Here is a 21,101-nt window from a genome sequence, read left to right as displayed (position 1 = left end):
CCTTGGAAGGAGGCTCTATGGCGGTAGCGCATCTGCCTTTGATGTTGCAGGAACGGTTGCCCGCATTGATTGCGGCCATCTACGAGTCGGCACTGGAGCCGGCGCGCTGGCAGGGCTTTCTGGCCTTGTTCGGCGCGGCCCTGCGTTCACCGGCCAGCGTCATCTGGGCCAACGACTTTGCGCAGCGGACGGTGGATCTGGACGGGGGTTTTGGCACTTTCGGCGCCAGTCAGGGCTTTGCCGCCGCCGAACTGGAAAGCTTTGCCACGCACTACTGTCAGTGCAATGTCTGGCTGCAGGACCAGAGTCTGCATAGACCGGGCACGGTGGTGAATTCCTCCACACTGTTTCCCGACCGGAACCTGCCGGGTACCGAGTGGTATGGCGACTGGCTGCGACCTCAGGACCTGTTCTATTCCTGCGCGGCCGTGGTCGACAATCAGCATGACCGATCGTTCAACATCACCGTTGTCAGGCCGCATGCCGTGGGTGCCTACAGCGCCGAAGAGCTGGGCCTTGTGCAGCAGCTCATGCCGCACCTGCAGAGCGCATTTGCAATTCACCGACGCCTGTACCGTACCCAGGCATTGCTGAATGCATCGCTGGCCGTACTGGAGGATCTGCCGGTAGGCGTGGTTCTTCTGGACGAACGTGCGGCCGTGATGCATGCCAGCAGCCGGGCCTTGCGCCTGATGGAGCAAAGCCAGCTGATGTATCGCGCGGCCGACGAGAGCCTGCAGGCCACCAATGCCGCAGACCAGCGCTGGCTGCAGAAAGCCATGCGGGACTGTGTTGCCACGGGGCTGGGCAAGGCGTTGCACCACGGGCGGGCCAGCCGCTTCACAGGGCTGGCCGGACAGCAGTTGCAGGTCATGGTGTCGCCCTTGCCCATACATAGCAGCCCTTATGGCGAGCGCAGTGCTGCCATGCTGCTGATCAGCGATCCGGCGCTGCGCATTCCTTCGCTGCAGGATTTGCTGCGCAATCTCTATCGGCTCACGCTGGCAGAGGCTCAACTGGCCCAGGCGCTGATCAATGGCTGGACCCTGCAGGAGTTCGCCGAGAGACAGGGCCTGTCCATCCATACCGCGCGTTCGCAATTCAAATCGGCGGCGCTCAAGGTCGGTGTGGGGCGGCAGGCCGATTTCGTGCGCGTGCTGCTCACGGGGCCTGCCATGCTGCGCTGGCGCGAGTGAGTCTCGGGTCCTCAGTCGCGCGTGACGCGCATCACCTCGGCTTGCGTGGTGATGCCTTCGCGAACCAGGCGTTCGCCATCCTCGCGCATGAGCTGCATGCCTGCAGCCATGGCAGTCTCGCGGATCTCGGCCTCGCTGGCACCGCGATGGATCTGGGCGCGAATCGCATCGTCCACGGCCAGCAGCTCGAAGATGCCGGTGCGGCCACGGTAGCCACTGGGCTCGCTCAGGTCGACCTTGCGTACCAGGCGCTGTGCCAGCACTCCCAGCAGCGATGAGGACAGCAAAAAGGGCTCGACCCCCATGTCGATCAGGCGGGTGACGGCGCTGGGTGCGTCGTTGGTGTGGAGCGTGGCCAGTACCAGGTGGCCGGTGAGCGAAGCCTGGATGGCGATCTGCGCGGTTTCGAAGTCGCGGATTTCGCCGATCATGATCACGTCAGGGTCCTGGCGCAGCAGGGCGCGCAAGGCCTTGGCAAAGGTAAGCTCGATTTTGGCGTTGACCTGGGTCTGGCCCACGCCGGCCAGCTCATATTCGATGGGGTCTTCCACCGTCATGATGTTGCTGTGGCTGGCATCCATGCGCTGCAGCGCGGCGTAGAGCGTGGTGGTCTTGCCCGAGCCCGTGGGGCCGGTGACCAGCACGATGCCGTGCGGCTGCGCCGTGAGATGGGTAAAGCGCCTGAGCGTCTCGCCGCCCATGCCCACGGCTTCCAGGCTGAGCTTGCTCTCGCTCTTGTCCAGCAGGCGCAGCACGGCACGCTCGCCGTGGGCGCTGGGCAGGGTGGAGACGCGCACGTCAATGGCTCGCGTGCCCAGGCGCAGGCTGATGCGCCCGTCCTGGGGCAGACGTTTCTCGGCAATGTCCAGATCGGCCATGATCTTCAGGCGGCTGATCAGAGCGGCGTGCAGGGCGCGATTGGGCTGAACCACCTCGCGCAGATCGCCGTCCACGCGAAAGCGCACGCTGGAATGGCGTTCGTAGGGCTCGATGTGGATGTCCGAAGCACCGTCGCGCGCAGCCTGCGTGAGCAGGGCGTTGAGCATGCGGATAATGGGGGCGTCGTCGGCGGTTTCCAGCAAGTCCTCCACGGCTGGCAGGTCCTGCATCATGCGCGTCAGATCGGCGTCGGACTCGACCTCGCTGACCACCATGGCGGCGCTGGAGTCGCTTTGCGCATAGGCCGCGCTGATGCGATGGGCCAGCGCGCCGCTGTCCAGCAACTGCCAGCGTTGCACCGCGTGCTTGCGCTGCACTTCGGAGATGGCCGACCAGTCGGGTTGCGGACCATGCCAGAGCACGGGCTCCTGGCCGTCATCCTCGATCAGCAGCTGGCTGCTGCGGGCAAAGCCATAGGGCAGGGGGTAGCGCATGCGTGGCCTTCGCTTACAGGGTGCCCGGGGGCAGGGTGGCGGGCGTCACAGGCGTCACGGTCACAGGCTGGCCGTTCACCGTGGGCTGACCCGGGCGCGTGAAGTCCACGATCTCGGGCTTGGCCCCGGGAACGATGGCCACATTGGGCACGCTCGCCGGTGCAGCACCGCTGGATGCGGGCAGCAAGGGCGCGGCATTGACATTGCGCATCAGCAGATTGGGGTCGGGCTGCACGGTTTGCTGCATGCCGCGAATGGACTCATAGCGGTCCTGCGAGAGCTGGCTGGTGGAGTTGGCGTCACGCAGCACGGTGGGGCGCAGAAACACCATCAGATTGGTTTTCTTGCGCTCGCGGCTGGTGTTGCGAAACAGATTGCCCAGCAAGGGAATGTCGCCCAGCAGCGGCACGCGCTCCTGGCTCTGGCTGTATTCGTCGGCAATCAGGCCGCCCAGCACCACGATGGCGCCGTCCTCGACCAGCACATTCGACTCGATGGAGCGCTTGGTGGTGGTGGCACCGGACTGTGCATTCGCCGTCCCCTGCTTGACCGCAGAGTTCTCCTGGTAGACGGCCATCTTGATGGTGCCGTTCTCGTTGATCTGCGGACGAATCTTGAGCAGCGTACCCACGTCCTTGCGCTCATAGGTGGTGAAGGGATTGACCGAGCCCGAGGTGCCGGCGGTGTTGGTATAGGAGCCTGTGGGGAAGGGCACGTTCTCGCCCACCATGATGCTGGCCTCCTCGTTGTCCAGCGTCATCAGATTGGGCGTGGAGAGAATGTTGGTGTCGCCGTCGCCCTGCATCAGGTTGACCAGAGCGCCCAGGCTGGTGTTGCCGTTGACGTTCTGGGTGAAGCCCAGGTTCATGCCCTTCATGCCGCCGATCGCCGAGGCCTGGCTGTCGGTGAGAGGCGTGCCGTTGACCAGATTGCCCACGGCCCCTGACAGGCCGAAGATGTTCGAGATACCGCTGATGGAAGTGCCGTTGCCGAGCACGCCCAGCACGCGGCCGTTGTTGCGGATCACCGAGCTCCATTGCACGCCGAGCTGGGCCGCTTTGTCGGCGGAGACTTCGACAATCAGGGCTTCGATCAGTACCTGGGCGCGGCGGCCGTCGAGCTTGTCGATGACGGTGCGCAACTGGCGGTACAGCGGGCCGGGGGCGGTGATGATCAGCGAGTTGGTCGTGGGGTCGGCCTGGATCATGCCGCCCGTGGAGGGTTGCTGAGCCGTGCCGAAGCGCGAGCTGGGGCCGCTGTTGCCGCCGCCCAGGCCTACGGTGGCGCTGCCGTCCGTGCCGCGCGAGATCACGGGCTGGGAGCTTGCTGCATTCGTGGTCGAGCCGGCGGCTGCCGTCATGCCCGGCTGGCCACCCAGGGCGGTGCTGGCGCTGGTCTGGGCGTTGATGGCGGCACGCAGCGTGGCGGCCAGGGACACCGCGTCGGCGTTCTTGAGATACACCACATGGATGTTGCCGTCGTCACCGTTGCCCGTCATGGCCGGCTGGTCCAGACGCGCGATCAGCGAGCGGATCTGCGACAGCTTGGCCGGGTTGGCCGCACGGATCAGCACCGAGTTGCTGCGCGGCTCGGCCAGTATGGAGGTGCGAAAGCTGGTGTCCGCCTGGCCTGCTGCCGCGCCGGCTCCGGCCTGGACCACGCCGCCTGCGGTGGCAGAGCCGCCTTCCATCAAACGGTTGACCAGGGCCACCATATCGGCGGCAACGGCATGGCGCAGCGCGATGACTTCCACATCGGTGGCGTTGGATACATCGGTGCTGGCGATGATGCGCGAGATGCGCTGCAGATTGTCCGCGTAGTCGGTGATGATCAGCGAGTTGTTGCCGGGGTTGACGTTGATGGTGTTGTTGGGGCTGATCAGCGGCCGCAGCACGGGCACCAGATTGTTGGCGTTCTCGTAGTTGAGCTTGAAGATCTGCGTGACGATCTGTCCGCCGCCAGCCTGACTGCCGCGTCCGCCCTGGCCGACGGAGACCTCGCTGGACTGCAGCTTGGCATCGGCTTCGGGAATCACCTTGAACAGACCTGCCGACTCCGTCACCGTGAAGCCCTGCATGCGCAGTGCCGCCAGGTATTGCTGATAGGCAGTGGCAGGCGAGACGGCCTTGTCGGTCAGCAGCGTGATCTGGCCCTTGACGCGCGGATCCACCACCACATTGCGATTGGTGATGGCTGCCATGGCGCGCGACACGGCCTCGATATCGGCATTGGTGAAGTTCAGCGTGACCGGCTCGCCAGGTCGCAAACTGGGAGTGGCATTCGCTTGTCCGCTCTGGGTTTGAGCATGAATAGGTGCTGAAATGCAGACGGCAAGCGAGGCAACAGCTATCGAATGCAGTGTGTTTTGCCAGGCGGTGCGTGAATGCTGAGTCATGTGTCAACCAAAGGTGATGATGGAGCGCGCACCCTGGCGGCGCCCCAAGATATTGAGCAAATTCGACAGAGCGGCTTCGCGCTCGGGGCTGGCAGAGGCTTCGCCACTGAAATGCAGGCGCGAGCCCACCCATTGGCCCTGGCCGCTGAGCTGCAGGTCGCCGCCCAGCGTGGTCAGATTCAGCTGGGCATTGTCTCCGCCCTGTATATCGAGGCGGTAGCTGCCCAGGGGCTTGAGCGACGACAGCCTGGACGATACGGCCAGCGCTTCCAGCCGCGTCAGGCCCTGGCTGGTAGCCCGGCCGGCGCGATATTGCAGCGTCAGCCCGACGGTGGACAGGCGCAACTGGCCCTGCAGGGCCACGGTGTTCCAGGGCGTGCCCAGGCCGGCCAGCAGCTCAGCGGGCAGTTGCAGCACGCTGTCCTTGAAGCGCACCGTCATGGCGTTCCAGCCCGGCTGCAGCTGCGCCAGCATCGGGGTACTGGTGCAGCAATCGCTTTGCAGGCTGATGCTGGCGCCGCTCAGGCCGGGTCGCAGTGTCCAGTTCAGGCGCGTGGGCAGGCTGCTCTGGTCCTGGCTGTCCTTGCCGCCCGTGAGCACCAGCCTGGCCGAGCCGCGCCAGAGCGTGCCGCGCGGCTCCTGCAGCTGTACCTGGTCGGCTGTGATCGATTGCACGCCTGCGGCCAGCCAGGCCGCCGGAGCCTGGACCAGTACCGTCAGCAGAGCACCCAGCAAGGCACCGCCCACTGCCCAGCGGCGCGGCGAACGCGGATCGCCCGGCTCACGTGGTCTGCGCGAGGCTTTGCTGGTGGTGCGTGAGGTGCTCAGGCTCATGGTCGCGGCTAATTCTGTGCACCTGCGTTGTCGGGCAAATCGAGCAGCAGATTGCCGCTCCAGCGTGTAACGGCAGCGCCGTCGACGCTTTCGCCGAGATTGCGGTTGAGCTTCATCTCGGCCACCGAGGCATGGCTGTTGTCACGCACCTGTGCCAGCCAGCGGGCCAGGGCGGGAGCGGCGGCATTGCTCAGGCTGACCTGGGCACGGTTGCCCAGCCACTGCAACTGTGCGCTGCTGCCGAGTTCGGTCTTGAGCGACTGCTCCAGCTGCGTGCGCGCATCAGCGCTATTGCCCTGCGGCTGCTGGCGCAGCAGCTCGGCCTGGGCCTGCATCTGCAGCATGTTCTGCAGCTCGCGCTCCGCTGCCGCATGGCGTGCGGGGGCCGTGCGCAGGCTGTGCAGGGCCGGTGCCAGTGCCACCCACCAGAGCAGGGCCAGCAGCACGACGCTGGCGGCGATCAGCAACAGATTCTGTTCGCGCTGGGCCAGGACGCTCCAGCGCTGGCGCAGCGGAGCCAATGCGGTTTTCAAGGCGTTTTTCTGTTTCATGGCCTAGCCTTTGCACTGAGCACCAGATCTGCTCCTTCGCGTTGCAGCATATAGCCATTGGCCTGCAGGCTTTGCTGTGCGTCGCCCACTGCTTCGGGACTCAGGTCCAGACCCGAGATACGCAACTGCTTGTCCTGGTATTGCAGGCTCTTGGCAGTCTGCACGCCCTGAATGCCGGCGCTAGCGGCCAGCAGGGCTTCAAGGTCGCTGGCGGACAGTGCGCCGGAGTTGCTGCGCAGCAGATCCAGTTCGCGTTGCATCTGTACCGGAGCATCGATGATGACGGGCACGTGAGGGAAGGTGGTCTGAAGTACCTGCTTGGCCTGCTGCTGGCGCAGTTCGATGGCACGGTTTTCCCTGAAGGCCCAGGCGTTGAGTCCGACCAGCTGGGCGACGACGGCAATGCCTGCAGCCCAGCGCGCAGCACGCCATTGCGGAGCCTTGGCAAAACCATGCCAGGCATCGAGCAGGCGGCGCTTGGCGCGGGTGCTGCCGCCCAGGTCCAGATCGAACTGGGCCAGGTCGCCTGCGTAGCCATGGCTTTGCAGCAGCCGCTGGGCGGCGGTGAAGATGCTGACCGGGCGCTGCAGTGTCTCCGCGCTGCGTGCCAGATGGGGTTCGGCCAGCACCGGCAGATCCTCGGGCAGGCGAGCCAGCAGTGGCTGCAACAGGCCGGCATCGGCATGCTGGGGCAGGACGACGAGGCAGGCTTGTGCATCCAGTCCGGTGGCACTCAGCTGGGGCTGGGTGCTGTCGCCCGACAGAAGCAGCTGGGCCTTGCTGCTTGGCCATTGTTCGGGCACCAGACGGCTGGCGGCATGACCATGCTGTTCCAGGGCCTGCAAATGGGATTGCAGCCAGCCCTTGTCGCAGGCAGCCACCCAGCAGGTCTGACCCGCCGCCGAGCCAGCGTCCAGTGCCAGGTGCATGACGGACGGCTCATCGAGCAGCTTTTCTTCCAGCAAACCCTCAAGCACGGCGCGCAGACGCTGCTGGCGCCGGCTTTGCACATTCAGTCCTGGAGGCAGGGTGACGGCATGCCAGGACAGCTGAGCGACCGGGATGACGGCGGTGATCTGGGCCGTGCGGCCCGTGGCCGGCAGCAGGGACGCCGCAGCCTGGCCGCTGCGCTGAATGCTTTGGCCATCGTCGCTGAGGACGTAGAGATATTCCGTGGCGGAGTTGGCGTGCTTCGCCGACAGCTGTATTAGCAATGTGCTCATGAGGGAAGATGCAGCATTCTATGGGGGCAGTGTGACATCAGGGTGTCAGGGTCTGGCAACTGCGGGCATACCCCAGTCGGCGTGCTCCTGCCACAGGGTAGTCACGTTCATGTCCTTGCGCTGAATCAGTGAACGCTGGCTCAAGACGTTGTCCCCGAGGCGCAGGCGACCGCGGGCTTCGAAATAGCTGGTGGTCACGGAGTGCATGGCACTGTTGAAGACGCCGGTCAGCCCTATGGCCGCAGCCGCTGCATTCAGGGACTTGAAAGGCGAGGCGTCGCGCAACTGCACCAGCTGGTTGGCGCGGGCCCAGTCCAGGTCCTCGGTGCTGGCCCAGATGACCTCGGCGCTGGCCGTATTGAGATTGACCATGGTGCGCTCGGGCAACAGCGAGACATAGGGCTCGATGCGCGCGATGATGCGCGGATCGACGCCCAGCCAGCCCAGTTGCCCGACGGTGCGCGGCATCAGCGCCGCAGTCTGGCTCTTGCCGCGCATGGCTTGCTGCAAGGCCGTGGCGATCTGCATGACGGAGCTGCCGGGCAGACCCAGGCGCTCGAACAGGCGCAGAAAAGGCTTGAGGTTCTCCTCTTTCACGCTCGAGTCGGCCCCGCTGAGCAGATTGCGCAGATTCAGGCGCGACTGCAGATCCACGATCTCGCCCGAGAGAAAAGCGTCCTGCATGTCGGCAAGACCGTCATCGACCTGGCTGACATTGTTCTTGGCTGCCAGAAATGTGGACAGGCGAGCCTCCTTCAGCGGCACCGCCCAGGGCTCGCCCAGATGATCGACCGGGTTGCTGCGGTTGGCGCGCGAGTCCTCCTGCAGCACCACGCGCGACCAGTCCAGCGCGCCCAGCAGCAACCAGTTGGCCTGCACGCGATTGCGTTCGGCGGTCTCGATTTCCACATCGCGCCATTGCTGCCAGAGCGCGGCCGAGGCCAGGGTGGCAACCAGCACCACCGTCAGCATGGCTGCCAGCAGTGCTGCACCGCGCTGGCGCGCGCGTCGGAAACTGGCGCACCCCAAGCCGGAAACTCCGAGCATGGGCCGCCCCGTAGCGATGGCGTTGTCCCTCTGGAGGGAAGGCGCGAAGCGACTCAGGGGGGATTTCATGATCTGGAGTTCGAGCGCAGCGGGTTGACCCAGTCCACCGTCATCACTCCATTGAGCGCGCGGCCTGGGGGCAGTGTCAGTTCTATGCGTATGCCGTCGGGCACGACGGGCAGCACGGGGTTGCCGTCGCTGCCGACGCTGCTGCCGTCATCGCTGCCCTGATCGCTGGACTGCGGATTGGTCCAGGCGTTGCTGCGGTAGTAGTAGACGCGCCACAGATCAAGCGGGATCAGCACGGTCTCGCGGCGCATCTGGTCGCTGGAAGGATTGCGGCCCCATTGGGCCGCCTGGTTCCAGGCATCGTTCCATTCGCTGACCGTGCGCGCGGGCAGCGATTGCCAGCGCACCCATTGGAAGCGGCCATCGACATTGCGACGGCTCCAGGCCACGATGAGCGCCCCGTTGTCGACGGCTGCACTGGTCTTGCGCGTCAGGCGCAGCACCTGGCCATCCCAGTCCAGCACCTGGCGACCCTGCAGCGGCATCAGCGCGTTGAGGTCGGCATTCCACTGGGCCAGCACGGTCTGCATGACGGCGTGTTGCTCACCTTGCTCGCGTGTCACTTCCTGCGCCCTCAGCATGCCGTCGATGCCGCGCCAGCTCATGATGGCCAGCAGGGCCATGGCGGCCAGGGCGACCAGCAGCTCGATCAGCGTGAAACCTTGGTTTCTGTTGCGCATGCTGCTCATGATTCAGTAGCGACCGACGATGATGGAGACGCGCAGCACCGCAGCCGCCTCGGAAAACACCTGGGCATCCACGCGTCTGAAGCTAGGGTTGGGCGTAGGGCGCACGCTGAGCTGTACCTGCATCTGTCTGCCGGCCTGCTGGCACTGGATGGTGGTGTCGCCGACGGCAGGCATCTGATTGAACAGGCGCAGTCGCACCAGTTCGTTCTGCGCGCAGAGCTGGGCCAGGATGACGTCGGACTGGCGTTGGGCATTGCGCGTCAGGGCGCTGCTGGCCTGAAGTCCAGCCAGCAGGGTGACGCCGACGATACCGACCGCGACCAGAACCTCGATCAGCGTGAAGCCGCGCTGCAGCAGGGCGGGCTTCATGGCGTCACCTGCAGATTTTGAATGCTGAACGGGCGCAGCCCGTCGGTGGCCAGCCGCAGTGGCGCCGAGTTGCTGCCGGGCAGCGACAAGGTAATGCTCTGTCTTGGAATCAGCGGCTCCGGCCCCAGCACCACGGGTGTATTGGGCTGCACCAGCACAGGAGTCTGCAGCCATTGAGTGGGCATCTTGACGTTGGGTGACAGGCCTTCAAACCGGAAGCCCTGCGGCATCGGGCGCCAGATAACCAGGGCGCCATTGGTACGGGCCTGGGCGCGGGCCGATTCGAGCAAGGTGGCCAGGCGCTGGGCCTCGCGTTCGAGCTGCTGCTCTCCGCTGTCGCGTATGGCCAGGCTCACACCCGCCGTCGCCAGCGCCATGATGGAAATCACCACCAGCAACTCCAAGAGTGTGAATCCCCCCTGAAGCGCTGCGCGCCTTCCCCCCCGGGGGACGACAGCCTGTGCTGCGGGGCGGCCCTTGCTGGCTGTCCCTGTGGCTGAGCGCGCCGGCTTTACAGGCATTTGATGCATGCGGGGTTGCCGCCGGGCCGCCCCAAGGCAAACCCCGGCACCAGCCGGTCAGGGCCCCCTCGGGGGGCAGCGACCACACGCTGTGAGGGAGCGTGGGGGCTCATTGCTATTGCCAGGAGCCAATATCCGCATCCTTGCCTTCGCCGCCAGCCTTGCCGTCGGCGCCCAGGGACATGATGTCGATGGGGCCCTTCACGCCGGGGTTCAGGTATTGATAAGGATTGCCCCAGGGGTCATTGGGCAGCTTTTCCAGGTAGGGCTTCCAGTTCTGCGGAGCGGGGCCAGTGGTGGGTTTGGCTACCAGCGCCTGCAGGCCCTGTTCGGCCGTTGGATAGCGCTGGTTGTCGAGGCGGTAGAGCTTGAGCGCCTGGTTGATATTGGCGATATCGGTCTTGGCTGCGGTTACGCGGGCATCGTCGGCACGGTCCAGCACATTGGGCACGATAAGAGCTGCCAGGACGCCAATGATGACCAGCACCACCATCAATTCGATCAGGGTAAAGCCGCGCGATGCGGCGTGGCGAATAGCAGACATCGGATGACGGCAGTTGGTGCTCATTGGAAACTGTAGGAAAAATGCAGTATTGCACCATCATAATCGTCGAATGCGACTGCAATCTTTCAATACCGGTCAGGGCCTTTCCATGCCGGTCAAACTCACGACCCTGCTGCTGTGGGCGATTGCCGCTGCGGTGGTGGTGTTCTGGACACTCCGGTTCGTCGGCAGTGGCAGTGAGCAGTTACATGTCGTCCCGCCTGCGCAGCCGGTACAGGCCAATGTCCAGGCCATGGCAAAGGCTTTGGGGGCGGTCGCCGCGCCTGTTGCCGCCGTGGCCGCGCCAGTGGCCAGCCGCTATGCGCTGCTGGGGGTGCTGGCAGGGCACGAAACAGGTGGCGGTGCCGCCGTGATCGCCGTGGAAGGCAAGGGCAGCAAGGCCGTGCGGGTAGGTGAAGCCGTGGAGGATGGCGTGATTCTGCAATCACTGGCGGCGCGCGAAGCGCGACTGGGCCCTGCCAACGGGCCGGCCAGCATGGTGCTGCAATTACCCAGGCCGCCCATGGCCAGCTTCAATTGAGTTCGAGCTGCAGCCACTGTCCATAGGCGGGCGCCGGCAAGGTCCATTCATGGCTTTGCGGCAGCCGGCGGCCATGTTGCAGCAGCCACTGCGCACAGCGTGCCACACCGGCATGGCAGATCCACACCATATGTTCGCTGTCGCTGCTGAGCGCGTCTTGCAGCGCCTCGTGGACGCGCTGCAGCATCTGTGCCAGTGATTCGCCCTCGCCGGGTGCGTGCCGCGCCAGATCGTGCGCCCAGGCACCGATGGCAGCTTCGCCGATGTCATTCCAGCGCAGGCCTTCCCAATGGCCGAAGTCCATCTCCAGCAGTCTGCCGTCGGGGGTGGAGACAAAATCCGGCTCCAGTACCTGCAGATCCAATGCCAACTGCCTGCATCTTTGTAGCGGCGAGTGCCGGATCTGCAGCTTGCCATGCAGGTGCTGCAGAGATTGCTGCAGGGTCTGAGCAGCTTGCCGGGTGGCTTGTGCATCGGCGGCGATATCGAGGCGGCCGTAACAGCGCTCGGTATCGATCAAGGGACGTGCGTGGCGCACCAGCCATAGTGTCTTCATGGCCGTTCTATAGCAGCTGGCGCAGATAGATGCAGCTGGCCAGCAGCAGCGCCAGCTCATTGAGCTGCTGGCAGGCGCCCAGACAGTCGCCCGTCATGCCGCCCAGGCGCTTGCGCAGCCAGCGCTGCAGCAGCCAGGTGGTGAGCAGCATGGCCGCCAGCAGGCTGGGCACAAAGCTCCAGACGCCGAGCCAGCCCAACAGACCCAGTGCCGGCAGACACCAGAGGCCGCCGGTCAGCATGCCTTGCCAGCCCAGTTGCCTGCCCGCGATATGCAGGGTCTTGCTGCTCGCGGCCAGGCCGACGTGGGGCAGGCTGCGCATCAGCACCAGCGGCGCAAAGCGCGACAGCACATGAATGCAGCACACGAGGATGAGTACCGGCGCCGGTCCCCAGAACGGCTGCATGACGGACAGCAGCAGGGCGATCAGCACGACCTTGGTGAGCAGTGCCATGAGCAGAGCCATCACGCCATAGGCGCCTATGCGCGAGTCCTTCATGATCTCCAGTGCGCGCTCGGGCGGGACCAGGCCGCCCAGCCCGTCGGCGACGTCGGCCAGACCGTCCTCATGAAAACCGCCGGTCAGCCACAAGGTGCCGGCGGTGCTGATGAGCGCCGCCGCCAGCGGCGACCAGGGGCTTGCCGGCAGCAGCCAGAGCAGGGCTGCCAGCAGCAGCGCGGCCCACAGGCCCACCAGCCAGCCCACGCCGGGCAGATGCGCGGCGCTGGCACGCTGCATCTCGGGGCTCCAGCCCACCCAGGCCGCCAGACGTCCGGCCACGGGGATGCGGCTGAAGAACTGGACGGCCAGCAGATAGTGGCGCAGGGCTTGCATGGCGTTATGAATAAAAAAGGAGCTGGTTTCGCTTGATATTCCTATGTTTCAGAGTCTTTTCTATCTGAAAGCATTGCAGGGAAGGTGGTTGCAGCTCCTTTTTTATTTTTTACTTCAGGAACAACTGGTACGCAGGATTGCTGGTTTCCTCTACCCAGGGATAGCCGAGGTTTTTGAGGAAGCTGTCGAACTTCTTGTGGTCCTTGGCAGGCACCTGCATGCCCACCAGGATGCGGCCGTAGTCGGCGCCCTGGTTGCGGTAGTGGAACAGGGAGATATTCCAGGTCGGCGCCATCAGGCTCAGGAACTTGAACAGCGCGCCGGGGCGCTCGGGGAAGACAAAGCGCAGCAGGCGCTCGTCCTGTGCCAGCGGCGAGTGGCCGCCCACCATATGGCGCAGATGTTCCTTGGCCATCTCGTCAAAGGTCAGATCCAGCGCCTCAAAGCCGTTCTTCTGGAAGTTCTTGCAGATCTTCTCGGACTCGCCCTTTGTCGGCGTGGTCAGACCCACGAACACATGGGCCTTGCTGTCGTGGCTGATGCGGTAGTTGAACTCGGTCACGTTGCGCGGGCCGCCGGGCAGCTTGCCCACCACCTCGCAAAAGTGCTTGAAGCTGCCGCGCTCTTCGGGGATGGTGACGGCGAACAGGGCTTCGCGCTCCTCGCCGACTTCGGCGCGCTCGGCCACAAAGCGCAGGCGGTCGAAGTTCATATTGGCGCCGCTCAGTATGGCGGCGTAGGTTTCGCCCTTGGTCTTGTGCTTGGCCACATACTGCTTGATGGCCGCCACGCCCAGGGCGCCCGAGGGCTCGACGATGGAGCGGGTGTCGGTGAAGATGTCCTTGATGGCGGCGCAGACGGCATCGGTGTCCACGGTCACATAGTCATCCACCAGGCCCTGGGTGACACGGAAGGTTTCCGCTCCCACCAGCTTCACGGCGGTGCCGTCGGCGAACAGGCCCACATCGGCCAGTTCCACGCGCTCGCCCGCCTGCACGGACTGCATCATGGCGTTCGAGTCCTTGGTGTGCACGCCGATCACCTTCACCTCGGGGCGCACGGCCTTGATGTAGTTGGCAATGCCGGCAATCAGGCCGCCGCCGCCGATGGGCACGAAGATGGCATCCAGACGCTGGCTGCCCAGCTTTTGCAGCTGGCGCAGCAGCTCCATGGCGATGGTGCCCTGGCCGGCAATCACATCGGGGTCGTCAAAGGGGTGGACAAAGGTCAGGCCCTCGGACTTCTGCAGCTTGACGGCGTGTTTGTAGGCGTCCGAGTAACTTTCCCCGGCCAGCACTGCCTCGCCGCCCAGGGCGATCACGGCATCGATCTTCACCTGGGGCGTGGTGGTGGGCATCACGATCACGGCGCGGCAGCCCAGCTTCTTGGCGCTCATGGCCGTGCCCTGGGCATGGTTGCCCGCGCTGGCGCAGATCACGCCCTTTTGCAGCTGCTCGGCCGTCAGATTGGCCATCTTGTTATAGGCGCCGCGCAACTTGAAGCTGAACACGGGCTGCTGGTCCTCGCGCTTCAGAAGCACTTTGTTGTGCAGGCGGCGGCTGAGGTTCTTGGCAATGTCCAGATCCGACTCCACGGCCACGTCATAGACGCGTGCATTGAGGATGCGAGTCAGATAATCGGCAGGGGTCAGGGCTTGAGTCATGGTGCAAATCGAAAGCAGAGCACCAGAGCCAGGGTAATCAGCCTGCCGGGTGCATGGAAGCCGACCATGATAGGCGCTTGCTTGCTGCGCTGCAGTACTCGCTCAAGAGGTGCATGCTGCTGCTCTGAGAAGCAGGATGAGCAGGCACGAAAAAAAGCCCCTAGCTCAGGAGCTAGGGGCTGAATCCACCATTAGAGGAGGTGGAGGAGACAAATGGTGCGATACAGATTGGTGTTAACCAGTAATCTGCAGTCTGCCTGCGGGTTTGACCTCACAGGTAACGCTTGGGTTGTATTGTATGAGGCTTGTGTTTTCTGTGCATCAAAAGATTCGGGTTTTTATGTATTTGATGCAAAATTGCAACAGTTTTGAGAGGAAAAACAATGGAATGCACGGTTAGTTGGACAGGCGCGGCCACCGGAACGCGCTCGGGCATGGGCTTTGTGGCAGAGACCGGCAGCGGCCATGTGGTCAATATGGACGGCGCACCGGACGAGAAGAACCCGGCCAATGGCGGTCGCAATCAGGCTCCTCGCCCCATGGAGATGCTGCTGGCCGGCGCCGGTGGCTGCACGGCCTACGACGTGGTGCTCATCCTCAAGCGTGGCCGTCACGATGTGAAGGGCTGCAGCGTGCAGCTGACTTCCGAGCGCGCCGAGACCGACCCCAAGGTGTTCACCAAGATCCACATGCAGTTCACGGTCAGCGGCAAGAACCTGCCTGCCGGAGCCGTCGAACGCGCCATCGCCATGAGCCACGACAAATACTGCTCGGCCACCATCATGCTGGGCAAGACGGCCGAAATCACGACGGGTTTCGACATCGTCGAAGCCTGAACTGGACGTTCGATCGAAAAAACGGGCCTCAACGGCCCGTTTTTGTTGAACAGGCGCTAATCAGATGCGATGCGCTGTAATCGTCATGACTTTGGCCGCCACACGCATCAGCACCTGGGCAATCGGAGGCAGTTGCATTGCACCTTCGTCGATCGCTGCTGCGGCATGACGCTCTTCGTCATCCTTCATGCGCTCGACCACGGCACGCGAAGCCTCGTCCTCCTCGGGCAGGCGACCCAGATGGCTTGCCAGGTGGGCGGAGACCTGGTTTTCTGTCTCGACCACAAAGCCCAGACTGGCGGCATCGCTGAATTTGGCGGCAATCGTGCCAATGGCAAAAGCGCCAGCAAACCACAGCGGGTTCAGCAACGAGGGTCTGTCACCCAGGGCATGCAGGCGTTCGCGGGTCCAGGCCAGATGGTCCATTTCCTCGCGAGCGGCATGCAGCAGATGCTCGCGCAACTCCATGTCCTTGGTCACCATGGCCTGGGCGTTGTACAGGGCCTGCGCACAGACCTCGCCCACATGATTGACGCGCATCAAGGCTGCGGAGAGCTTGCGTTGTTCATCGCTCAGATCGGCTTCGGCGATCCCTGCGGCAGGCGAGCGCTCTGCGGCCACCGGGTCGGCAAACAGAGTGCGAAGAGCTGCATCGGCAGCGGTCAGAAACTTGTCCATGGCTAAAAAGAACTCAGTGCGGCGCCTGTCTGGCGTCAATGCACATAAGGTACACCAGAGTGGCTCATCCGCAACTTGCGCTGGGGCAATCCTAGGCAGGAACCCCTAAGGGTGTGCCCGCTAGTGCGGCTTGGCGTTTGTTGCGGTAGTGCAACGAAAACGCGCCGAATCGAGCAGTTTTGGGTGAATTCCTTTGCGCTGGGCTCGGTGGTCTGGTGCAATAGACCCAACTTCCCCACCAGGAGGTTGGCGCGGGAAACCGGTGGAGCTCGAGGCTCAAGTCTCTCTCCCATAGAACCGGCGCCCTTCTAAACCTTGGAGTAACTCGTAATGAAAAAATCTCTGATCGCCCTGGCAGTGCTGGCCGCTTCCGGCGCCGCAATGGCTCAATCTTCCGTGACCCTGTTTGGTATCGTTGACACTGGCGTTTCCTATGTGGACAACGCTGACGGCAAGGATGCAAAGTACGGTGTTGGTACAAGCGGTAACGCTACCAGCCGTCTGGGCCTGCGCGGCACTGAAGACCTGGGTGGCGGTCTGAAGGCTGGCTTCTGGCTGGAAGGCGAAATCTTCGGCGACACTGGCAATGCTTCGGGCTTCGACTTCAAGCGCGAATCCACCGTGCGTCTGTCGGGCAACTTCGGTGAAGTTCGCCTGGGTCGTGAAACCACCCCCACTTTCCGTGCTGGTCTGAAGTATGACCTGTTCGGCGCTACCGGTATCGGCCAAAACATGGGCTACAGCCGTTGGTCTACCGTTGGTGGTTTCGCCGCTTCTGGCGACACAAACACCATCCGTGCTAACAACATGGTGTCCTACTCTCTGCCTAACTTCAGCGGCTTCACAGCTAATGTGAGCTACGCTTTCGACGAGAAGGCTGTTGCTGGTACTAAGTCTGGCCGCTACGCTGGTGGTAACGTTGGCTACGACAACGGTCCCCTGAGCGTGACTGCTGCATACGGCAACCTGAAGGGTTCTGCTGGCGACCGTGATGAAATGTCCATCGGCGCTTCTTACAACTTCGGCGTGGCCAAGGTGACAGGTCTGGCACAGCAGATCAAGTACAAGCCCGATGCTGGTTCCAGCGCCAAGTTCCGTAACTACCTGCTGGGCGTGTCCGCTCCCGTGGGTGGCGTGGGCGAAGTGAAGGCTCAGTACGCTTACTACGACCAACAAGGTCCTGCCAAGGCTCACCAACTGTCGCTGGGCTATGTGCACAACCTGTCCAAGCGCACTGCTCTGTACGGTACTGTTGCTTACCTGAAGAACCAAGACGGTTCCTCCATGGCTCTGGCTGCCAAGGGTGTGAGCGACACCGTTGGCATGAAGGCTAATGGCACTGGCATGAACCAAGCTGGTGTGCAAGTTGGTATCCGCCACGCTTTCTAATCAATTGCTGGCGTAAGCCAGTAACTGCTTAAAAGCCAAAAGGCCTGTCGAAAGACAGGCCTTTTTTATTTCTGGGGTTAAACCTGAAAGGGTGTTTGCTGAGAGGTTTGCCCCCAGAGGGAAAGGCCTGTGTTGCGCTTGTGCCAATGCTCGCGCGGTTGAGGAAAGCATTTCTAGAATGAATTTTCCACCAACTGTTTGCGAATTGAATTAAGAGAGAGGCAACACAATGACATCTTCATTTGTGAAAAAAACATTGGCTTTGGCTGTGCTGGGTTCGCTGGGGACGATTGCTTATGCACAAAGCAGCGTGCAACTGTATGGCATTGTGGATGCAGCGATTCGTCACACGACTAATGAGGGTCCGAATAAAAGTGGTCTGACCAAAATGATCGGTGGCGGCATGTCGGAGAGCCGCTGGGGTATCAATATCAAGGAAGATCTGGGTGGAGGCTTGTCGGCTATTGCCAATCTGGAAAATCGTTTCTGGACGGATTCGGGCACGCCCAGCACCGCTCAACCTTACTTTGCGCAGTCCTGGGTGGGCTTGCGCAGCACCAGTTTTGGTCAGGTGACCATGGGGCGCCAATACAACGTGCTGTTTGATCTGGTGACCTCTACCTATGCATCGTTCCCATATTCGCCTTATATGGATGCCTACAAGCCTGAAATCGGCATGTCTCTCGGCGCGCGTGCAAACAATATGCTGAAGTACGTTGCCGAGTTCGGGCCGGTTCGTGCGGGGCTGCAGTATTCTTTTGACGAAGGAAATACCTTTGCCAAGAAGGGTGGCAGTATTGATATGACGCCAGGTGGTCTGGCATTGAAAACCGCAGGCGGCTATCTGCGCTATTCTGCCAATGGCATTTCTGTGGGTGGTGCTTTCCAGCGCTCCACCTTGCCGGCCGGCACCGATGTGGATGCCTGGACACTGGGCGGCTCCTATCGCACCGGGCCTCTGTATCTGATGGCTGGTTACGGCCAGAACAAGGTCAAGGATAGTCTCGGTGCTGCGGGGGCTGGTGCCATTTTTGACGCCGGCCTGCTCAATGCATATTGGACAGGCTCTTCCAATGGTGGCTTTATCGCGGGTAATGCGCCCGGAAATTTTGCCAACAAGCGTGAGATGTTCAAGGTTGGCTTTGGCTATCAGGTCACGCCGCAGCTCAATGCAGGTCTGCATTACTACCATGCCAAGCAATCGGGATCGGCGACTGGCGCCTTCAATGGCAAGGCAGACTTTATCGTTGCCGTGGCTGACTATGCCTTCTCCAAGCGCACGGACGCCTATTTCGCGGTGGATCACACCAAGACCAAGGGCGGTGCGGGCGTGATGCTCGATTCCAATGGTGCGAAAAAGCGTACCGGTATCACCATCGGTCTGCGTCATCGTTTCTAAGGCGAATCTCTGGATACAAAAGCCAGCCCGATATCGGCTGGCTTTTTTATGCTCGGAGCAGCTCGTGAAGCTCGGCGCAAAAGAAAAAGGCCGCAAATGCGGCCTTTTTGTTGTGGGCAAACCAGGTGGAGCAAACCACCAGGTCAGCAGCAGAGCAATTACATGCCCATGCCGCCCATGCCGCCCATGCCGCCCATATCGGGCATGGCAGGAGCTGCGTCAGCCTTGGGGGCTTCGGCGATCATGCACTCGGTGGTCAGCAGCAGGGAAGCCACGGAAGCGGCGTTCTGCAGAGCAGTGCGAGTCACCTTGGTGGGATCCAGGATACCCATTTCCAGCATGTCGCCGTAGGTGTCGTTGGCAGCGTTGAAGCCGTAGTTGCCGGAACCGTTCAGCACGGCGTTCACGACCACCGAGGGCTCGCCACCGGCGTTGGCCACGATTTCGCGCAGAGGTGCTTCAATGGCCTTCAGAACCAGCTTGATGCCGGCGTCTTGTTCGGCATTGCCGGTAGCCAGGGCGCCAACGGCTTGCTTGGCGCGCAGCAGGGCCACGCCACCGCCGGCCACGATGCCTTCTTCCACAGCAGCGCGGGTAGCGTGCAGGGCGTCTTCCACGCGGGCCTTCTTTTCCTTCATTTCGACTTCGGTGGCAGCGCCAACCTTGATCACGGCAACACCGCCGGCCAGCTTGGCCACGCGCTCTTGCAGCTTTTCACGGTCGTAGTCGGAAGTGGCTTCTTCGATCTGGATGCGGATTTGCTTCACGCGGGCTTCGATTTCGTCAGCAGCGCCAGCACCGTCGATGATGGTGGTGTTTTCCTTGCCGATTTCGACGCGAGCAGCCTGGCCCAGATCTTCCAGAGTCACCTTATCCAGCGACAGGCCCACTTCTTCAGCGATGACCTTGCCGCCAGTCAGGATGGCGATGTCTTCCAGCATGGCCTTGCGACGGTCACCGAAGCCGGGAGCCTTCACAGCCACAACCTTCAGGATGCCGCGGATGGTGTTCACCACCAGAGTCGCCAGGGCTTCGCCTTCGACGTCTTCGGCAATGATCAGCAGGGGACGGCCGGCCTTGGCCACAGCTTCCAGCGTGGGCAGCAGGTCGCGGATGTTGCTGATCTTCTTGTCGAACAGCAGCACGAAGGGGTTGTCCAGAATCGCGGCTTGCTTTTCGGGGTTGTTGATGAAGTAGGGCGACAGGTAGCCGCGGTCGAATTGCATGCCTTCGACGACATCCAGTTCGTTGGCCAGGCTCTTGCCTTCTTCAACGGTGATCACGCCTTCCTTGCCGACCTTGTCCATGGCTTGAGCGATGATTTCGCCCACGTCGGAGTCGGAGTTGGCGGAGATCGTGCCCACTTGAGCGATTTCCTTGGAAGTGGTGGTGGCCTTGGATTGCTTCTTCAGCTCTTCCACCAGGGCGGCGACAGCCTTGTCGATGCCGCGCTTCAGGTCCATGGGGTTCAGGCCGGCGGCCACGTACTTGGAGCCTTCGCGCACGATGGCTTGGGCCAGCACGGTAGCGGTGGTCGTGCCGTCACCAGCGATGTCGTTGGTCTTGGAGGCCACTTCCTTCACGAGCTGGGCGCCCATGTTCTGCAGCTTGTCCTTGAGTTCGATTTCCTTGGCCACGGACACGCCGTCCTTGGTCACGGTGGGGGCGCCGAAGGAGCGCTCCAGCACCACGTTGCGGCCCTTGGGGCCCAGGGTAACCTTGACTGCGTTAGCCAGGATGTTCACGCCTTCAACCATGCGTGCACGTGCTTCACCGCCGAAAACTACGTCTTTTGCTGCCATTTTTGGCTCCTAAAGAATGGGGTTCAATTGGGCTGCCAGCGCTTGTCAATCAGTCGCCGAAAGCCATGAATAGGGGGAGGTGTTCGGGAAGGATTACTTCTCGACGACTGCGAACAGGTCGTCTTCCTTCATGACCAGCAGCTCGTCGCCGTGGATCTTCACGGTCTGGCCAGAGTACTTGCCGAACAGAACGCGGTCGCCGACCTTCACGTTCAGAGCGATCAGCTCGCCCTTGTCATTGCGCTTGCCGGGACCCACAGCCAGCACTTCGCCCTGGTCAGGCTTCTCGGTGGCAGCATCAGGGAGCACGATGCCCGAGGCTGTCTTGGTTTCGTTTTCGAGGCGCTTGACGATCACGCGATCGTGCAGGGGACGCAGGTTCATACCAACTCCTAAATACATCAACAAAGTTGAAACAAGACTTGCCAGCCATCCTGGCCGACATTCGGAATATCTAGGGTCAAGCTGTTAGCACTCAACCCCATTGAGTGCTAATAATAAGGCAATTTCTCGCGCTTTCAAGACCTCTCCCCAGCCGTTCGCAGGACAAATCTGCGAGGAAACAGGGTTTGTTCTTAGTCATGTGTAACG

General features: G+C 62.6%; 21 protein-coding genes. 5 read left to right on the top strand and 16 right to left on the bottom strand.

All coding sequences use genetic code 11. The features are described from left to right. The first annotated feature begins 17 nt into the window (after window positions 1–17). Window positions 18–1,196: a helix-turn-helix transcriptional regulator gene (locus Cth01_RS02945; protein ID WP_034357343.1), complete on the top strand. Its 1,179-nt coding sequence runs from the start codon at window positions 18–20 to the stop codon at window positions 1,194–1,196. Between the two features lie 11 nt (window positions 1,197–1,207). On the opposite strand, the gene Cth01_RS02940 is transcribed toward Cth01_RS02945, so the two are convergent. From Cth01_RS02940 to gspG, 10 genes are all read right to left on the bottom strand, one after another. Then, window positions 1,208–2,569 (bottom strand): GspE/PulE family protein, encoded by a 1,362-nt coding sequence (locus Cth01_RS02940; protein ID WP_034357344.1) that lies wholly within the window; start codon window positions 2,567–2,569, stop codon window positions 1,208–1,210. A 13-nt stretch (window positions 2,570–2,582) separates the two neighbouring features. Beyond that, complete coding sequence (gene gspD / locus Cth01_RS02935) at window positions 2,583–4,964, bottom strand: type II secretion system secretin GspD (protein ID WP_034381477.1); 2,382 nt, start codon at window positions 4,962–4,964, stop codon at window positions 2,583–2,585. Between the two features lie 3 nt (window positions 4,965–4,967). Next, entirely contained in the window at window positions 4,968–5,798 is an 831-nt protein-coding gene (gspN, locus tag Cth01_RS02930) for a type II secretion system protein N (protein ID WP_045838480.1), read from the bottom strand. Window positions 5,799–5,806: 8 nt separating this feature from the next. Then, window positions 5,807–6,349 carry a type II secretion system protein M gene (locus Cth01_RS02925; protein ID WP_034381482.1) on the bottom strand — a complete coding sequence of 181 codons (543 nt, stop codon included), beginning with the start codon at window positions 6,347–6,349 and terminating at the stop codon, window positions 5,807–5,809. Then, entirely contained in the window at window positions 6,346–7,572 is a 1,227-nt protein-coding gene (gene gspL, locus Cth01_RS02920; protein WP_045838479.1) for a type II secretion system protein GspL, read from the bottom strand. Before gspL ends, Cth01_RS02925 begins: the two co-directional genes overlap by 4 nt. Before the next feature lie 45 nt (window positions 7,573–7,617). After that, on the bottom strand, window positions 7,618–8,619 hold the full coding sequence (gene gspK, locus Cth01_RS02915) for a type II secretion system minor pseudopilin GspK (RefSeq protein WP_045838478.1): 1,002 nt from the start codon (window positions 8,617–8,619) through the stop codon (window positions 7,618–7,620). Between the two features lie 65 nt (window positions 8,620–8,684). Then, the gene (locus Cth01_RS02910; RefSeq protein WP_080944425.1) at window positions 8,685–9,377 is read right to left on the bottom strand and encodes a PulJ/GspJ family protein; all 693 of its coding nucleotides are present in this window, start codon (window positions 9,375–9,377) and stop codon (window positions 8,685–8,687) included. A gap of 3 nt (window positions 9,378–9,380) precedes the next feature. Beyond that, window positions 9,381–9,746, bottom strand: coding sequence for a type II secretion system minor pseudopilin GspI (gene gspI, locus Cth01_RS02905; RefSeq protein WP_045838477.1), 366 nt, complete (start codon window positions 9,744–9,746; stop codon window positions 9,381–9,383). Continuing rightward, a complete protein-coding gene (locus Cth01_RS02900; protein WP_045838476.1) occupies window positions 9,743–10,150 on the bottom strand; it encodes a type II secretion system protein GspH in 408 nt (135 codons plus the stop codon). Before Cth01_RS02900 ends, gspI begins: the two co-directional genes overlap by 4 nt. Before the next feature lie 232 nt (window positions 10,151–10,382). After that, entirely contained in the window at window positions 10,383–10,811 is a 429-nt protein-coding gene (gspG, locus tag Cth01_RS02895; RefSeq protein WP_003058806.1) for a type II secretion system major pseudopilin GspG, read from the bottom strand. 70 nt (window positions 10,812–10,881) lie between these two features. Here gspG and Cth01_RS02890 point away from each other — a divergent pair, with 70 nt between their 5' ends. Further along, window positions 10,882–11,352: a general secretion pathway protein GspC gene (locus tag Cth01_RS02890; RefSeq protein ID WP_045838475.1), complete on the top strand. Its 471-nt coding sequence runs from the start codon at window positions 10,882–10,884 to the stop codon at window positions 11,350–11,352. Here the strand turns inward: Cth01_RS02890 and Cth01_RS02885 are convergent. From Cth01_RS02885 to ilvA, 3 genes are all read right to left on the bottom strand, one after another. Continuing rightward, window positions 11,345–11,908 carry a histidine phosphatase family protein gene (locus Cth01_RS02885; RefSeq protein ID WP_045838474.1) on the bottom strand — a complete coding sequence of 188 codons (564 nt, stop codon included), beginning with the start codon at window positions 11,906–11,908 and terminating at the stop codon, window positions 11,345–11,347. The two genes, Cth01_RS02890 and Cth01_RS02885, sit on opposite strands and share 8 nt — an antisense overlap. A 7-nt stretch (window positions 11,909–11,915) precedes the next feature. Further along, the gene (locus tag Cth01_RS02880) at window positions 11,916–12,743 is read right to left on the bottom strand and encodes an adenosylcobinamide-GDP ribazoletransferase (protein ID WP_045838473.1); all 828 of its coding nucleotides are present in this window, start codon (window positions 12,741–12,743) and stop codon (window positions 11,916–11,918) included. 109 nt (window positions 12,744–12,852) lie between these two features. Beyond that, a complete protein-coding gene (gene ilvA, locus Cth01_RS02875) occupies window positions 12,853–14,406 on the bottom strand; it encodes a threonine ammonia-lyase, biosynthetic (protein ID WP_045838472.1) in 1,554 nt (517 codons plus the stop codon). Between the two features lie 383 nt (window positions 14,407–14,789). On the opposite strand from ilvA, the gene Cth01_RS02870 reads away from it, so the two are divergent. Beyond that, window positions 14,790–15,242, top strand: a complete 453-nt coding sequence (locus Cth01_RS02870) for an OsmC family protein (RefSeq protein WP_012837016.1) — start codon at window positions 14,790–14,792, stop codon at window positions 15,240–15,242. A 60-nt stretch (window positions 15,243–15,302) separates the two neighbouring features. On the opposite strand, the gene coq7 is transcribed toward Cth01_RS02870, so the two are convergent. Beyond that, window positions 15,303–15,920 carry a 2-polyprenyl-3-methyl-6-methoxy-1,4-benzoquinone monooxygenase gene (coq7, locus tag Cth01_RS02865; RefSeq protein ID WP_045838471.1) on the bottom strand — a complete coding sequence of 206 codons (618 nt, stop codon included), beginning with the start codon at window positions 15,918–15,920 and terminating at the stop codon, window positions 15,303–15,305. Window positions 15,921–16,250: 330 nt separating this feature from the next. Between coq7 and Cth01_RS02860 the strand changes: the two genes are divergently transcribed. Next, on the top strand, window positions 16,251–17,309 hold the full coding sequence (locus tag Cth01_RS02860) for a porin (RefSeq protein WP_034357376.1): 1,059 nt from the start codon (window positions 16,251–16,253) through the stop codon (window positions 17,307–17,309). Between the two features lie 229 nt (window positions 17,310–17,538). Next, complete coding sequence (locus Cth01_RS02855) at window positions 17,539–18,708, top strand: porin (protein WP_045838470.1); 1,170 nt, start codon at window positions 17,539–17,541, stop codon at window positions 18,706–18,708. Between the two features lie 158 nt (window positions 18,709–18,866). Here Cth01_RS02855 and groL read toward each other — a convergent pair whose 3' ends face one another. Together groL and groES are read right to left on the bottom strand one after the other, a co-directional pair. Further along, complete coding sequence (gene groL, locus Cth01_RS02850) at window positions 18,867–20,510, bottom strand: chaperonin GroEL (RefSeq protein WP_003061955.1); 1,644 nt, start codon at window positions 20,508–20,510, stop codon at window positions 18,867–18,869. Between the two features lie 93 nt (window positions 20,511–20,603). Further along, window positions 20,604–20,894: a co-chaperone GroES gene (gene groES, locus Cth01_RS02845; protein ID WP_003058782.1), complete on the bottom strand. Its 291-nt coding sequence runs from the start codon at window positions 20,892–20,894 to the stop codon at window positions 20,604–20,606. Window positions 20,895–21,101 lie beyond the last annotated feature (207 nt).

Origin of the sequence: Comamonas thiooxydans (genome assembly GCF_000964545.1) — a bacterium.
Classification (GTDB): Bacteria; Pseudomonadota; Gammaproteobacteria; order Burkholderiales; family Burkholderiaceae_C; genus Comamonas; species Comamonas thiooxydans.
Note: the sequence above shows the minus strand (reverse complement) of the source record. Positions and strands in the feature narration are given on the sequence as shown.

What these genes read in the sequence shown, in the direction of transcription:
- Cth01_RS02855 (WP_045838470.1), top strand. Translation starts at nt 17,539, where the DNA reads ATGACATCTTCATTTGTGAAAAAAACATTGGCTTTGGCTGTGCTGGGT.
- Cth01_RS02890 (WP_045838475.1), top strand. Translation starts at nt 10,882, where the DNA reads ATGCGACTGCAATCTTTCAATACCGGTCAGGGCCTTTCCATGCCGGTC.
- Cth01_RS02880 (WP_045838473.1), bottom strand. Translation starts at nt 12,743, where the DNA reads ATGCAAGCCCTGCGCCACTATCTGCTGGCCGTCCAGTTCTTCAGCCGC.
- groES (WP_003058782.1), bottom strand. Translation starts at nt 20,894, where the DNA reads ATGAACCTGCGTCCCCTGCACGATCGCGTGATCGTCAAGCGCCTCGAA.
- Cth01_RS02860 (WP_034357376.1), top strand. Translation starts at nt 16,251, where the DNA reads ATGAAAAAATCTCTGATCGCCCTGGCAGTGCTGGCCGCTTCCGGCGCC.
- groL (WP_003061955.1), bottom strand. Translation starts at nt 20,510, where the DNA reads ATGGCAGCAAAAGACGTAGTTTTCGGCGGTGAAGCACGTGCACGCATG.
- Cth01_RS02870 (WP_012837016.1), top strand. Translation starts at nt 14,790, where the DNA reads ATGGAATGCACGGTTAGTTGGACAGGCGCGGCCACCGGAACGCGCTCG.
- Cth01_RS02925 (WP_034381482.1), bottom strand. Translation starts at nt 6,349, where the DNA reads ATGAAACAGAAAAACGCCTTGAAAACCGCATTGGCTCCGCTGCGCCAG.
- gspG (WP_003058806.1), bottom strand. Translation starts at nt 10,811, where the DNA reads ATGTCTGCTATTCGCCACGCCGCATCGCGCGGCTTTACCCTGATCGAA.
- gspN (WP_045838480.1), bottom strand. Translation starts at nt 5,798, where the DNA reads ATGAGCCTGAGCACCTCACGCACCACCAGCAAAGCCTCGCGCAGACCA.
- Cth01_RS02910 (WP_080944425.1), bottom strand. Translation starts at nt 9,377, where the DNA reads ATGAGCAGCATGCGCAACAGAAACCAAGGTTTCACGCTGATCGAGCTG.
- ilvA (WP_045838472.1), bottom strand. Translation starts at nt 14,406, where the DNA reads ATGACTCAAGCCCTGACCCCTGCCGATTATCTGACTCGCATCCTCAAT.
- Cth01_RS02940 (WP_034357344.1), bottom strand. Translation starts at nt 2,569, where the DNA reads ATGCGCTACCCCCTGCCCTATGGCTTTGCCCGCAGCAGCCAGCTGCTG.
- gspD (WP_034381477.1), bottom strand. Translation starts at nt 4,964, where the DNA reads ATGACTCAGCATTCACGCACCGCCTGGCAAAACACACTGCATTCGATA.
- coq7 (WP_045838471.1), bottom strand. Translation starts at nt 15,920, where the DNA reads ATGGACAAGTTTCTGACCGCTGCCGATGCAGCTCTTCGCACTCTGTTT.
- gspL (WP_045838479.1), bottom strand. Translation starts at nt 7,572, where the DNA reads ATGAGCACATTGCTAATACAGCTGTCGGCGAAGCACGCCAACTCCGCC.
- gspI (WP_045838477.1), bottom strand. Translation starts at nt 9,746, where the DNA reads ATGAAGCCCGCCCTGCTGCAGCGCGGCTTCACGCTGATCGAGGTTCTG.
- Cth01_RS02885 (WP_045838474.1), bottom strand. Translation starts at nt 11,908, where the DNA reads ATGAAGACACTATGGCTGGTGCGCCACGCACGTCCCTTGATCGATACC.
- gspK (WP_045838478.1), bottom strand. Translation starts at nt 8,619, where the DNA reads ATGCTCGGAGTTTCCGGCTTGGGGTGCGCCAGTTTCCGACGCGCGCGC.
- Cth01_RS02945 (WP_034357343.1), top strand. Translation starts at nt 18, where the DNA reads ATGGCGGTAGCGCATCTGCCTTTGATGTTGCAGGAACGGTTGCCCGCA.